The sequence below is a fragment of the Symbiobacterium thermophilum IAM 14863 genome (genome assembly GCF_000009905.1).
GTDB classification, from domain to species: domain Bacteria; phylum Bacillota; class Sulfobacillia; order Symbiobacteriales; family Symbiobacteriaceae; genus Symbiobacterium; species Symbiobacterium thermophilum.
In genome coordinates this window covers 723,010-737,115 of the sequence record NC_006177.1, presented here as the reverse complement: position 1 = coordinate 737,115, position 14,106 = coordinate 723,010, and the positions used below count along the sequence as shown (strand labels likewise).

The following is a 14,106-nucleotide window of genomic DNA, read 5'->3' as shown; positions in this document are numbered from 1 at the left end:
CACCTCAGGCCAGCGCCGGCTGTACTTCCGCCAGCACCCGATCCACGAGGTCGGCCAGCCGTTTCTCCACGGCGATACCGACGGCGTTTGACGCACCAATCGCGTCGCTCGAAAGGTACGTGGCAAGTCCGGCGTAGTGGACACCTTCCTGCCCGTAGAGTTCGGACAACTGATTCCAGTGAGCCAGCATTTCCTTGGCCGAAAGCTCCATCAGGTTGCCTCTGGCACCGGAGACAGGCACTACAAAGGCGTTGGCTAGCGACCACAACCCGTGTTCCCGCACCACCGCCATGATGAGCGCCGGAGGATTCTGGGGCGCCGAATTGGTCCGCTTGCCGGTAGGGACGGCATGCACCATGCCCAGCAGGAAGGCCCGCACCGCGGTGAGCGCCCGGTCAGGATCCCCGCCGAGATTGGTGAGCAGCTGCCGGAGGTCCACATTGGCGTACCGGTAATAGCAGGAGCTGTTGTACAGAACCGTGCCCAGCATGCCGGCCCCGGCCCCTTCGTCATCGTCCTGCTGCTGCAGGTCGTCCACCGCCGAGTAGAAGTCGAACTCGTTGGCAATGGCGTTGGTCGAGAAGGCGTGGGCCATCTGGACAGCCGCATCCACGTTCTTCTCCGGATGGGTGGCGATCATCCGGCCAAAGAGGGCGATGTCCACCGCGTCGCCCCCATCCAGGGCTTTCAGGAAAAGGCCTGCGAGGTTGTCCCCCTCCTTCTTGCTCTTCCGCCCGCCGTCCCCGCCCTGGAGGGCCGCGGCGTGCTCCCGGCAGAGATCCGCGATGCGGGCGATCTCCCGCTCCCCGACCATCAACAGATACTCGGTCCGACCGTTCTTCAGCCGGAACTCCAACAGCTCCAACGCCCGAGCCGCCACCTGGCCGGCCTGCTCCGCCTCCACCCCTCCGGCCGCAAGCCGGTTGGCCAGCTCCCGCTGCAACCACTTCGTACGGTAGGACAGCAGCTCAGACGGAACCAGGGCTTGCTCCCGCACATAGGTCCGGACGGCGCGTTTGAGGCACTGGCTGGAGATGCGCGCCCGGCGGGTGCCGCCGAAGACGCAGCTCTTCGGCGCCCCGGTGTCATCCCGGTTCAGGTTGGACAGCGCAAAGTTCTGGAGCAGGTGCATCTCAACGAACATCGGTCTCATCCCCTCCCTCTGTCTGGTAGCCAACGTAGAAGGATCGGCTCCAGGCCCACTGGACGCGGCGGTCCGGGGCTTCCCACCGCTGCAGATCGCTGAGAAGTTGCGCCCAGTCCACCGGAATCTCCTCACTCTTCAAGAGGCTGATCACCTGGCGCAGGTGGCCGAACAGATCCGCCCTCGGTGCGCTCAGAAGCGCCTCCATGCGGCGTTTCAGGGATTCGGGCAGCAGTTCTTCCCCTTCGTCCAGCCCGCCGCGCTGGCGGGCCTTTTCTTCAGCCAGCCGCCGCAGCGACTCGCCCAGGTTGCGCCTACGCTCGGCCAGCTCCTCCTCGCCGAAGCTCACCGGATGGTAGGCGTAGAGGGCAGCGACCATGAGATACAGTCGCTCCTCCCCGGGCCGGAGTCCGGTCAGGAAACGCGGAGGCACATACCCGAAGAGCTCAAACAGCTGCTCTTCCTCCAGCATCAGCCCCCGGCGGAGGGCGGCCAGCGTCCCCCGGTCGTCGAGTCCGCTCAACCACCCTGCAAACTCAACCTGCCTACTCGATGGCCCCTTCATCGGACTCGGTCTCCTCCTCTCCCGCTGCCGCGAAGATTCGGGACAGCTTGCCGTGGAAGGCGCTGCCCACGCAGGTCAACACCTCAAACGACGCTTCGGTGTGCAGCAGTCCGTCCCGTCCAGAGCGGAAGGCGTCCCGGGCAGCCATCATCACCGCCTCCCGCCACGCGCTGCGCACCTCCCCGGCGGACTTGACGGCCAGATCCTCGATAGACCGGCGGAACGGTTCTTCCAGTTGTGGCCAGTAACGGGCGACCATGCCCAGGCTCCTGGCCAGCCCCTTCACCTGATCCAGCTTCTTCCCCGGAGGAAGCTTGCCGGTCCAGGTGTACGTGACCGCATCCCCAAGGGCTTTGCGCTCCGCACTCGCCCAGACCAGCGCCTGCGCGGTCCGGCTCAGCAGCCCTTCCACCCGCCGGGCCTCCGCCAGCATCTCCTCCACCTCGGCCATCAGTTCGGGCTGGTCCAAGATGGTCATGGGCAGAGGCAGCCGCTCCCGGCGCCACAGCTCGACCTTGGCCGCCTTTTGCGGGTCGGTGGTGAGCCCCGTCACCGCCAGGATCACGCGGGACGGAAACGCAATCCCATACCGGCTGCGGAAGCGGTGCATGGTGGCCAGCCAGTCCGTGAGATACGGCCTCGAGTAGTCCTGCCCGCTGGTCTGCAGCAGGACATGGGTGTACTGCCAGACCGCCCGCTCCTTGTTGAGCTTAAATGGCACAAACCCCTCTTTCGGCGACTGCTGGTAGACCTTGCCCGGATCCAGGCGGACGCCGTCTTTGGGCAGGGCGTAGCGCTGCCGGATCTGGCAGCCGGTCACCAGACCGGACTCCTCGTCGGTGCAGAGGTGAAGCTGGCGGCTCTGCCACGTCAGGTAGTGGAGCGGCCCCTTCACCGGAGTGCCCTCCCGCACCGGTTCCGGGGGATCGTCCCCCTCCCAGAATGGCGCGTCGTCATCCGTGGGGGGAATCAACCGTTCCCAGTCCTCGAGGGGAAGCGTGTTGAGCAGCAGCGTCCGAAACAGGTTGGTGTCCAGGGCCTCCACCACCAGCCCCTTGGTGAGGGGCGCATCCATGCGGTTGAACGGCTTGCTCACCCCACCACCCAGGGCAAAGAGTTGATGGGCCAGCAGATGACAGGCCGCACGGTCGGGCGGCAAGGCCACGCCCCCCTCCACCCGGCCGTGGTCGAACAGGGTAGGGTTGTTGCCGGATGCGGCCTCCAACACCAGAGCGCTGATGGGGTGCACCTTTTCCCCGTCGATGAAGGGAACCTGGTAGAACGGGCGCTCAGGATGGAACAGTTCAAAGCGGTCCATCCAGAAGGCGCCGTAGCCGTCCAGCGGTCCCGGGTCAAAGCGCCCCGCGTTCCAGAGGGCGGCCCAGTCGGCGCGGGTCACCGGCCGGTAGACCCGGTAGATGAGCGCCATCAGCAGACGGTGGATGGCGACCACCACCAGGGGTGATGGGTCGCAGACCTCCCGGACCACATGCGCCTCGGCCAGGGCCTGTCGGAGGCTCAGGCGGTCCGGGTGGCCGGAGAGCCGAATCACCGGGATCCACGGGTCTTCCCAGAGGGAAAATCGCGGCACTCCTCTTCCTCCTCCTCTCCGCCAGGGATCTTCAAGAGCCCCAGTTCGGGGTCCAGGCGCAAAGGCAACCCGGCCGTGAGGCAGTTGCCCGCCGGGTCGAACGTCAGGAGCCGGCACCGGCGGAGGTAGGCGGAACCTTCCCAGACCTCCGGCGGATCCAGAGCCAGGATCTGCCGGGCCAGCCCGGGATCGAAGCTGATGGCGATCGCACGCCCAAGCAGGGCCCGGACATCCTCCTTGTCGGGGCGTCTCTGGAGATGGATCTCCCTTGGCTCGGGACCCGGCGCCCACAACCGGCCATCGGCCTCGACCAGGCAGACGGCGGTCACCGCAATCCCGCCGAGCCGGGTAAGCGCCTGCACCGCGGGGTGGCTCTCGCCTTCCTCTTCCAGATCCGTCAGGACCATCTCCAGCAGGTTCTGGTGCACGTCGGGAATGTACCGCCGCCGCGCCTCCTGCTGGTCTCGGGCTTGCTCCGCTTCCAGTACAGCCCGGGTCTGGAGCCATAGCGCCCGCAGCGGCTCCGGCAGCTCCTCCGGAGGGTCAGCGGGCCGGTAGACCGCTTCCACCATGGGCTCCAGCTGATCGGGGATGCAGAGGTGATCCTGCTGCGCCAACACCAGCCAGCTCCGCAGCATGGTGTGGTGGTCGTAGATGAGGCGGGAGCCGCGCTCGAACTGGGGAACACCCTGCTCGTCCAGCGGCGGCATGAGCAACCACAGGGTGGGTTCGGTGAACCCTGGGGGACGCCACTCCCGGCGGTGCCGCCAGAGCCGGCCGCTGCGTTGGAAGACCAGGTCCACCGGGGCCAGATCGGTCACCAGCAGGTCGAAGTCCAGATCCAGGGACTGTTCGACTACCTGCGTGGCCACCAGGACCGCACGCCGGGGCCGGTCCGCGATGCCCGGCCCGAACCGGGTCAGAACCTCCCGTTCCCGGGCCATCCGATCATCGAAGGGATAGCGGGCATGGAAGAGACACAGCTCCTCTGGAGGGAAGTAGTCCTGCAGCTTCTGGTACACGGCCTGGGCGCGGCTGACGGTGTTGACGATGACCGCCGCGCAGCCCCCATCCACCAGCGCTTCCTGCAAGGCCCGCATCCAGCCCTCGTCATCCTGGGCGTAACGGCGCAGGGTGATGGTGCGAGTTGCAGCTCCCTCGATGTGAACCGCATTCGATTCCATATCGGTCAGCCAGGTGACACGGGGGTACGTGACTTCCGGCTCGGCAGGTGCAGGCAGCCCTCGGCCTGCTGCGTAAGCCGCCACCAGCGCCTTGCGGGTGTGCGCGGGCAAGGTCGCGGAGAGCAGGACCACCGAGGTACCGCAGGCAGCCAGCCAGGTGAGCAGCCGGGTCAGCAAAGTCTGCATGTAGGTGTCATAGGCGTGTACCTCGTCCAGGATCACGACCTTACCCGCCAGTCCAAACAGGCGGACGAAGAAATGCTTCGTCTGCAGCACCGACAGCAAGGCCTGGTCGATGGTACCGATGCCATAAGGGGCGAGCAGGCCTCGCTTCTTGTAGGTGAACCACTCTGCCGCCAGCACGGTCGCGGCAGTGGATTCGCCGACCGCCGCCAGCTCCTGTTCCCGCCCTGCCCTCCTTCGTTCCAGTTCCTGAAGGTGGGCTGCGCGCAGCAGCTCAAACTCGGCGTTGAGGGACGCATGGCCATGCAGGAGCTGCACGTTGATGCGGCTGCCGGGGAAGCGGTTGACCAGATAGCGGTTGACGCGGCCGAACATCTGGTTGCTGGTGGCCATGGTGGGCAGGGCAAAGTAGAGCCCCTTCTGGCCCGCGGCAACGGCGAGGGAATCGGCCAGATACAGGGCCGCCTCGGTCTTCCCGCCGCCCATCGGATACTCCAGCAGGACCAGGCTGGGGCCGCTGAGACGATCTGCAATCGCCAACACCTGTTTCTGCAGGTGGTTAGGCACCTTGTCGAAGAGTTCGGTAAAGGATCGCGGCGCCATTGCGACCGGCCGATGGAACCAACCCAACTGGTGAAGGGCCATCCAGGCCCGCCAGCGGGCCTGCCGGGCGTAGGAGGGAAGGCGTACCCGGTCGCCGGCAAAGGGGAAGTAGGTGTGGTTGGACGCGATCCAGTCTGCGACACTGGTGAGGCCCGCCAGGATCACCAACAGGCTGTTGGCCTGCCACAGATCACCCGTCGGGACGTTCAGCCGATCGACGCCCAACACGTGGGCCAGCAGCCGGACCAGGTGGGCCTGCGCCTCCTGCCACTTTGCCTTGCCCGCATAGCGTTCTGCATGTCGCAGATCAGTGGCGGTGGGGAACAGGCCATGGTGCGCGCCAATCACAGCGGCTACCGGCACCGCCACGGCACCGGGCAGCCCCAGCTCCTCCAGCAGCGACTCCAACAGGAAAGTGGTAAGGACGTAATGGGGCTTGGATTCCGAACCGGAGGCTGCCCCGTATTTCTGTTCCGTGAGCAGCCGCCATCCCTCCGGCCACTGCTTGGCAAAGGCGGGCGTGGCCTTGCCCAGATCGTGCAGTCCGGCGAAGAATGCGATCCAGCGGCCAGCCTCGTCATCGGTCTGTAGCCCCAGTTGGCGGCGGATCTGGTCGCGCAGGCGCTGGGGAAGCACATACCGCCACATGCGCCAGGCCACCATGGCAGTGTCGATCATGTGGCAACAGAGGGGATGATAGTGACCCTCCCCTTCCGCGAGTTCAACGCCGCGGGCAGTCTTGGCCCAGATCTCCGGATGGAGGTAGTCGTTCCAATCCTGCGGGGGGGTAAACGACATATGGGGATTGTCGGACGGGCGATCGGGCCGCCGGACGAGAAACAGCCCCTCCCAGTCCTCCACCTCCCGGGTGGTGTCGCCCCAGGTGCGAACGGCGAAGCCCTGCTCGTTGTTGGTTCGGTAGATCATGATGCAACCGCCGTCGCCGACTTCCTGGCAGGCCTTTTCCCAGAGCAGGTCCCGAACGGCCGCGGATACGCTGCCGACGAAGACCCCCGCCCGGGGTTCCAGCATCCATTTAGACAGCTCCCCCCGCAGGCCGGGCGGGGCGGACTCCACAATCAGGACTACCATCACGACCGCCCCCCGAAGTTTCGACCACCGGCCACAGGTCCCTCGGGATCCCACAGGTCGCCGGGCAGTGCGACCTCCAGATCCACTTCCGGTTCCGGATTAGGGTCCAGATCGAACAAGCGGGCCAGATCGGTGACGATTCGCTCCAGCAGCCGCCTTTCCGCAAACAGGTCGCGACAGCGGTGGCGCACCCGGCTCTCCAGCCGCTGGACGCCCTTGGCCACCTCCATGAATGCGGCGGGAATCGTAATTTCCGTCTTGTACAGATCCGCCACGTCATAAACAAAGCTCAGCATCTTGCCCGTGTGGATGAAGCCAAGGGCAGGGGAGTACCCTGCAGCCACAATCGCCGCATGACACACCCCGTAGAGGCAGGCGTTAGCGGCCGAGAGCGCCCGGTTCACCGGATCCGAACGGTCCCAGTCGTTCCGGTCGTAGTTGCGTCCGGACCAAGGCACGCCGTAGGTCTCGCTGGCCCTGGCGTACGCCGTCCGGACGCGCGCCCCTTCCTTTCCCCGGATCTGACGGAGGCTGAGCGAGGGATCCAGGGGCTCACCGAACCGCATCTCATACATCCGCCGTACCACCTGCATCCGGCGCTGCGGGTCGGCCCAGAACCTGGCCTGCTGCATGAGGTTGACCGCGCTCCGAGTCTCCCCCATCCCCTGGGCGTAGAACCGCACCCCCTGCTCCCCGCACCACGCCACCAGACAGCCGGCCTCCACCATGGCCATGACGGCCGCGTGGGTCACGCTGGTGCCCGGGCCAAGCATGAGGAGACTAAGGGAGGCGCAGGGCACGTGTACCCGGCCCTTGGCGTCGTGAATGCAGATGCCTTTGTCCTCCTGGTCGATCCGGGCATGTTCGACGTACAAGTACGACCAGCTGTCCCTGACCTTCGGCAGGATGCGCAGGTTTCGCACGGCGTTCCCCCCACAGGTGCGAAGTGGCAGACGGCAAGCTCAGACGTCCACTTAGTGCCACGCCAGGGAACGGAGTTTCTTAGGGCACCGACGGTGGAACCAACCACTCTGCATTCGGACCACGGCCACTGCTGGAGCCAAGCTGCTCCATGAGGGATCGAGGTGACCCGCGGAACACCCTGGTGCCATCTGAATGGAGTTCGGCCTGGGCGTACATCCGCCGTGCCACCTCCAGTACGACCTCCTCGGCCAAAGAGCTCGCCTCCTTTCAAGTTTCGTTCTACCCTCCACGTGCGTGGAGACCTGCCTGTTCCGCTCGGACGACAGACGCCGAAACACGGGCCAGCCCCACGGAGCATGGGGAAAGGTAGTATTTCTCACTTAGTCAGAATAATATGAGGCGAGTGTGTTGTCAACGGTTCTGAAAGTGTTTCGGTGTTTGCCTAGCGCGAGTATGGCGGCAAGCTGATCTTCCACACCGGCAGCACTATGAAGCGGAACCGCAGAGTTCACGAGCACCAGGTCGCGCGACGGGACCAACCGGATAATAAGGCAGGACGCGCCTTCCCAACCAACTCGCATGGGTCAAGGCATCGGATCAGGGTATTGTAGCTCAACCAGGAAGGCTCGAACGAGGCTTCCCCCGGTAAACCCCGTGGCAGACACAGCGCTGTCCACAGGGGCTGGCGGGGGAAGTACACTAATGACCCGTCTGTACGCTATCTAGACCAAGATCCAAGGTGGGAAATCTAACTAGCTGGACTACGTGACCCTTCGACCAGCCTTGGCAGTGTGCACGACTGGCTCACCGGCTTAACCCAGTAATCGCCGAACGGTATGTCCCCACCTGCCTGGGAGACAAGATGAGGTCGACGAACCCATGATGATCTTTGGGCGTGCCCCCACGCGCGTGGGGACGACTCCTGCGCCGTGTAGAGCACGGTAATTCCCGACGGTTCACCCCCACGCGCGTGGGGACGACTGGCAGCCCAACTGCTGGATGCTGGCAGCGTCCGGTTCACCCCCACGCGCGTGGGGACGACGCCTGCAGGGCGTGGACAAGGCCGCTCGGGCCCGGTTCACCCCCACGCGCGTGGGGACGACAGCGCCGTAAGCGATATTCTGCGCCGCCTCCGGTTCACCCCCACGCGCGTGGGGACGACGGGCCCCCGGCCGGATCATCAGGGAGGGGCAGCGGTTCACCCCCACGCGCGTGGGGACGACGTTCCGGAGGTGTCATCCGGTGAAGACCCTTATCGGTTCACCCCCACGCGCGTGGGGACGACGGCGCTCGGCCGTGATGTGCTTGGGCAGGGCCGGTTCACCCCCACGCGCGTGGGGACGACGCGGCGAGGGTCATGATGGCCTGCTCGCGGCGCGGTTCACCCCCACGCGCGTGGGGACGACGCTGGGAGGCCTCGATCGCCTCCTTGGCGGCCCGCGGTTCACCCCCACGCGCGTGGGGACGACTGCTTGGGTGGGTGGTACAGGTAGCTGGTCACCGGTTCACCCCCACGCGCGTGGGGACGACGAGCTTCTGGGCCGCCCGGTTCTGTTCCTCGACGGTTCACCCCCACGCGCGTGGGGACGACGTAGCGGCTGAGCTGGACGGGACCCTGCTCATCGGTTCACCCCCACGCGCGTGGGGACGACGGAGGCTGTTGCCGTTCACGGTGGCCCGGGCGGACGGTTCACCCCCACGCGCGTGGGGACGACGCAGGACGAACTCTCATGTGACGACGCTTCATCGGTTCACCCCCACGCGCGTGGGGACGACGGGATTAAGTGGGTGGGCGGCTGGCAGGACGACGGTTCACCCCCACGCGCGTGGGGACGACCGGTAGGTGTAAGTGATGTACCAGCAGGTTTCCGGTTCACCCCCACGCGCGTGGGGACGACAGTCGCACGAGAATGTCGCCGGTCGGGCGCCGCGGTTCACCCCCACGCGCGTGGGGACGACGACCAGGGTCTTGGTAGCCAGATGCACGTTGCCGGTTCACCCCCACGCGCGTGGGAACGACTTGATCCATTCGGCCGCCTCACGGTTGGAGATCGGTTCACCCCCACGCGCGTGGGGACGACCACGGCTGCTCTCATCTCGCCTCCTGCTACGTGCGGTTCACCCCCACGCGCGTGGGGACGACGCCGGCGGCCTGCCGGCGTTCGGCCTCCGCGACGGTTCACCCCCACGCGCGTGGGGACGACATTTACGCCCTGGCAGGTCAGCTGCTGAGGGACGGTTCACCCCCACGCGCGTGGGGACGACGGCGACAGCGATGCTTAAAGCGGCTCAGCTGGTGGTTCACCCCCACGCGCGTGGGGACGACGTCATGGCACTCTCCCTCCTTTTGAGCAGCTCGGTTCACCCCCACGCGCGTGGGGACGACGCCGGCGTCGGCCATGGGCGAGGCCCTGGAGCACGGTTCACCCCCACGCGCGTGGGGACGACGGGCCCGGCCTCCCATGGGTAGATGGTCTCGCCGGTTCACCCCCACGCGCGTGGGGACGACGCCAGCAGGAGGCTGAACAGCACCTGCAGGCACGGTTCACCCCCACGCGCGTGGGGACGACTTCTCTAGGATGGTCACGGAGAAACCCTCCTCCGGTTCACCCCCACGCGCGTGGGGACGACCCAGAGTTCGCCGTGGCGACCGGGGATCACGCCGGTTCACCCCCACGCGCGTGGGGACGACATCGAGGTAGGGGACGACCTGACCGGAAAGAGCGGTTCACCCCCACGCGCGTGGGGACGACCGCAGGGGTACTGGATCATGTCTGACGGATCGCGGTTCACCCCCACGCGCGTGGGGACGACGATACCTCCCTAGCTTTGTAGGCGTTACGCAACGGTTCACCCCCACGCGCGTGGGGACGACTGGCGCCGCTCCATTCTCTCCCTCCTCTCGAACGGTTCACCCCCACGCGCGTGGGGACGACGACGTTTCGTCTTCATGGCGATACCTCCCTAGCGGTTCACCCCCACGCGCGTGGGGACGACTCGACCCACTCCAGGCGGGCTGGGATGCCGGACGGTTCACCCCCACGCGCGTGGGGACGACGACAACTCTCGTTTAAGGCTCGCCTTGCGCTTCGGTTCACCCCCACGCGCGTGGGGACGACGGACCGGTCCACACCGCCCGGTGCCAGAATGTCCGGTTCACCCCCACGCGCGTGGGGACGACAACTGGTGCAGCACCGACTGTCTGAGCGAGTTCGGTTCACCCCCACGCGCGTGGGGACGACGCTGTCCAGGGTGGCCCAGGAGGCCGATGATGTGCGGTTCACCCCCACGCGCGTGGGGACGACCGAAGATTGCCGTCCACGTAGATGCAGTACACCGGTTCACCCCCACGCGCGTGGGGACGACACCGGCTGACGCTCCGGGGCATGTTCCTGGCGCGGTTCACCCCCACGCGCGTGGGGACGACGCAAAGAAGTCGCGTCATGGTCTCTCGCACTCCGGTTCACCCCCACGCGCGTGGGGACCACGCTGCGGACGTGATCAACTTCGATGACGCCACCGGTTCACCCCCACGCGCGTGGGGACGACGGGTGGACCCAGGCCTTGCCCTTGTTGACCGCGGTTCACCCCCACGCGCGTGGGGACGACGTTCACGAGCCAAAGACAGGGCATACCGTCCAGCGGTTCACCCCCACGCGCGTGGGGACGACGAACCCCGTTTGTGGGTGTTCGGTGCCATACCCTGGTTCACCCCCACGCGCGTGGGGACGACGAAGGTTGTTGCAGAACCGACGAGCGTTCAGCACGGTTCACCCCCACGCGCGTGGGGACGACTCCCACTCCGTCATCGTTGGCTGACCACCGTCCGGTTCACCCCCACGCGCGTGGGGACGACGGACCGGAGCACATCCAGGGCGGTGAACCCCTCGGTTCACCCCCACGCGCGTGGGGACGACGGTGAGGGGCGGTGAGGCTCCTCCGCTGGTGCCGGTTCACCCCCACGCGCGTGGGGACGACTTCCGCACCGCACGCACCATCTACGCAGCCTCACGGTTCACCCCCACGCGCGTGGGGACGACGCTACTGTTGAGCGGTATGACGACGCAAGCAACGCGGTTCACCCCCACGCGCGTGGGGACGACACGCAGTTCATCCTCGTTCATGATCACCCCTCCGGTTCACCCCCACGCGCGTGGGGACGACCCCCGGGGCAGGTAGATGAGCTGCAGGGGCGACGGTTCACCCCCACGCGCGTGGGGACGACATGGCACCGGACTCCGCCCTGCGAACGGCCGTCGGTTCACCCCCACGCGCGTGGGGACGACCCACCTGCACCTGCTCTGGTGGTGGGCCCTGGACGGTTCACCCCCACGCGCGTGGGGACGACACCTTCGGTTTGCGACTACGACGCTTGAACAGCGGTTCACCCCCACGCGCGTGGGGACGACGGACGAAGCGCTAGCTCAAGTTTCGCGTGAATAACCCGGACTTCGTGCAATGGAAACCCATTGAAAAAGCATCAGTCAGAACCAATGATACATGGTGGGAGTGTGGCCGCTCCCAATCCACCATGTGGAGGTTCGACTGATGCAGTCTCATGGTACGACACCCAACATCGCTGCGCAAGCCATCAAGTCCACCACCCGACATGGTTTTCTCGTCGCTCTTGGCTGGGTAGCTCAAAGGCTCAACCTGGTTGAGATCCTGAATCGGCACCTGCGCATCAAGCAGAAGACCTACGCCCACACGCCGGTTGACAAGGTGGTCGAGGCGTTGGTTGCCATTCTCGGCAACTGTCGCTACATGAAGGATCTCAACTTCGACCCTGAGCCGCTGGTTGCCGATCCTGCCGTAGCTCAAGCCTGGGGGCAGGAACGCTTTGCTCACTTTTCCACCGTCTGTGCGACCTTCAGCAAGCTGACGGAGGAGAACGTTCAGCAGCTTTCCGACGCACTCGCTGAGATCCAGGCCCCGCTGCTTCAGCAGGAGGTGGCTGCCGTAGCAGGTCCAGACCGCTCCGGAATGGTCATCGTCGACATTGACCTCACCGGCCAGAAGGTTCGGGGCGAGACCAGGCAGTACACCGGTACCGACTTCGGCTACATCCAGGGGAAGTTGGCCCGAGGCTATCAGATCGCAGCCGCCTTCCTCAGCGGGAAGCAGCAGCGCTTTGCCATCGACGGCCTTCTCAAGTCCGGCAAGGCCAACAGCCGTTCCGGCGCCTGCCTGCTCGAACTGATTCCCAGGATCGAAGCCCGGATTGGTCGTCCCCTGCGGCGAGTCGAATGGGTCGAGGCATGCCTGGCTCAGCAGAAGGCTCGGGTCAGGCAGCTGTATCAGCAACTGCAGACGGTATCAGGCAAGGGCAGCGCCCGCCGGAAGCAGAAGCTGCAGCGTGAGTTCCAGGAGGAGGTTCAGCACCTCCGTGAAGTGAACCAGCGACTCCGGCAGTACCGGCAGGAGAATCGGACGAACCCGGCTCCCCTCCGTATTCTGCTGCGAGCTGACAGCGCCTTTGGCACGCCGGAAGTGATCCAGCGCCTGCTGGAACTGGGGTATGAGTTCACCATCAAGTCCTACTCCGGGAGCAACGTCGCCTACAAGCACCTCTTCGACGCTGTACCGGCAGAGAACTGGGTTGAAGTCGAGAAGAACCGGTTTGCCTCCGAAGCCGTTACCGTACCTGGCCCCACTTTGCTCGCACCGTATCCGGTGCGACTGGTCGCCATGCGCCGCTGGGACGCCGATGGCCGGGAGGTCCGCAGCGTCATCCTGACTACGCTCCAGCCTGAGGAGCTCACCACGACAGAGGTCGTCAAGCTCTACCATGGACGGCAGACCATCGAAGCCGGGTTCCAGGAGTGGAAGGGAACGTTCCACTTTGGTACTCCTCGGATGCGGAAGTATGAGGCCAACGCCGCCTTCACGCAGCTGGTCTTGTTCGCCTTCAACCTGGTGCGCTGGGCTTGGCGGTTTCTGAGCACGAACTCGCCCAAACTGGCCGAGGCGGGGAGTCGACTCTTGGTACGAGTAGCGGCCCGGTGCCGAGCAACCATTCGGTGCCTCGGCGACACGCTGCGGTTGGTGTTCAGCCGGGGTACTCCCCTGGCTGGAGCTGAGATTACCCTGAACCGGGCCACTCCCTACCCATACGCCCTTTTAACACCACGAATGTCGAGTTGTTCGCGTGAAACTTGAGCTAGGGGCGCCGCAAATTGGCTTCGGTTCACCCCCACGCGCGTGGGGACGACGGTGCTGGAGGAGCTAGACGCCGCAACGATAACGGTTCACCCCCACGCGCGTGGGGACGACCCCTCAAGCCGCGCCTTCGCATTCGCGACACGCGGTTCACCCCCACGCGCGTGGGGACGACTACGCAACCGCAGCTAGCGCCAACTCGCCGTTCGGTTCACCCCCACGCGCGTGGGGACGACTTTACCGGCCTTTTCCTCGCCCTCAAGCCGCGCCGGTTCACCCCCACGCGCGTGGGGACGACGTCCCCCGCTGGCTTCGCCTGCTCATCCGCTGCGGTTCACCCCCACGCGCGTGGGGACGACTGGGCCGAGGAGTTGACGACCGCGGGCGAGGACGGTTCACCCCCACGCGCGTGGGGACGACGCGCTGGGCGACTAACCCCCCCTTTATCCGCCCGGTTCACCCCCACGCGCGTGGGGACGACATCTCTCTCCTCCCCGATTCCAAGGCAGGCCACGGTTCACCCCCACGCGCGTGGGGACGACCACTACTGACGTTTGCACTATGCCCATTGACTACGGTTCACCCCCACGCGCGTGGGGACGACTACTGCAAAATGGGAAATGTAGCGAATTGGGTCGGTTCACCCCCACGCGCGTGGGGA

The 14,106-nt window shown here is 65.9% G+C and carries 6 protein-coding genes and 2 CRISPR repeat arrays (1 of these 8 only partly in view); of the genes, 1 reads left to right on the top strand and 5 read right to left on the bottom strand.

The features are described 5' to 3' along the window. Positions 1–4 precede the first annotated feature (4 nt). Genes cas7e through cas1e form a run of 5 tightly spaced genes read right to left on the bottom strand, consistent with a single transcriptional unit; the run spans position 5 to position 7,285 of the window. A complete protein-coding gene (cas7e, locus tag STH_RS03430) occupies positions 5–1,144 on the bottom strand; it encodes a type I-E CRISPR-associated protein Cas7/Cse4/CasC (RefSeq protein WP_011194800.1) in 1,140 nt (379 codons plus the stop codon). Beyond that, complete coding sequence (gene casB, locus STH_RS16870) at positions 1,134–1,667, bottom strand: type I-E CRISPR-associated protein Cse2/CasB (protein WP_158506830.1); 534 nt, start codon at positions 1,665–1,667, stop codon at positions 1,134–1,136. Before casB ends, cas7e begins: the two co-directional genes overlap by 11 nt. 22 nt (positions 1,668–1,689) lie before the next feature. Then, complete coding sequence (gene casA / locus STH_RS03420) at positions 1,690–3,300, bottom strand: type I-E CRISPR-associated protein Cse1/CasA (protein ID WP_043713234.1); 1,611 nt, start codon at positions 3,298–3,300, stop codon at positions 1,690–1,692. Then, positions 3,258–6,362, bottom strand: a complete 3,105-nt coding sequence (gene cas3 / locus STH_RS03415; protein ID WP_050742089.1) for a CRISPR-associated helicase Cas3' — start codon at positions 6,360–6,362, stop codon at positions 3,258–3,260. Before cas3 ends, casA begins: the two co-directional genes overlap by 43 nt. Beyond that, positions 6,362–7,285 (bottom strand): type I-E CRISPR-associated endonuclease Cas1e, encoded by a 924-nt coding sequence (cas1e, locus tag STH_RS03410; protein WP_011194796.1) that lies wholly within the window; start codon positions 7,283–7,285, stop codon positions 6,362–6,364. The genes cas3 and cas1e overlap by 1 nt, the downstream gene beginning before the upstream one ends. 892 nt (positions 7,286–8,177) lie before the next feature. Then, positions 8,178–11,695: direct repeats of the CRISPR family, unit length 29 nt; unit sequence CGGTTCACCCCCACGCGCGTGGGGACGAC. Between the two features lie 91 nt (positions 11,696–11,786). Between cas1e and STH_RS03405 the strand changes: the two genes are divergently transcribed. Continuing rightward, the gene (locus tag STH_RS03405) at positions 11,787–13,445 is read left to right on the top strand and encodes a transposase (protein ID WP_083765932.1); all 1,659 of its coding nucleotides are present in this window, start codon (positions 11,787–11,789) and stop codon (positions 13,443–13,445) included. A 24-nt stretch (positions 13,446–13,469) separates the two neighbouring features. After that, positions 13,470–14,106: direct repeats of the CRISPR family, unit length 29 nt; unit sequence CGGTTCACCCCCACGCGCGTGGGGACGAC; it runs 1,112 nt beyond the window's last position.

What these genes read in the sequence shown, in the direction of transcription:
- cas7e (WP_011194800.1), bottom strand. Translation starts at nt 1,144, where the DNA reads ATGTTCGTTGAGATGCACCTGCTCCAGAACTTTGCGCTGTCCAACCTG.
- cas3 (WP_050742089.1), bottom strand. Translation starts at nt 6,362, where the DNA reads ATGGTAGTCCTGATTGTGGAGTCCGCCCCGCCCGGCCTGCGGGGGGAG.
- STH_RS03405 (WP_083765932.1), top strand. Translation starts at nt 11,787, where the DNA reads ATGGTGGGAGTGTGGCCGCTCCCAATCCACCATGTGGAGGTTCGACTG.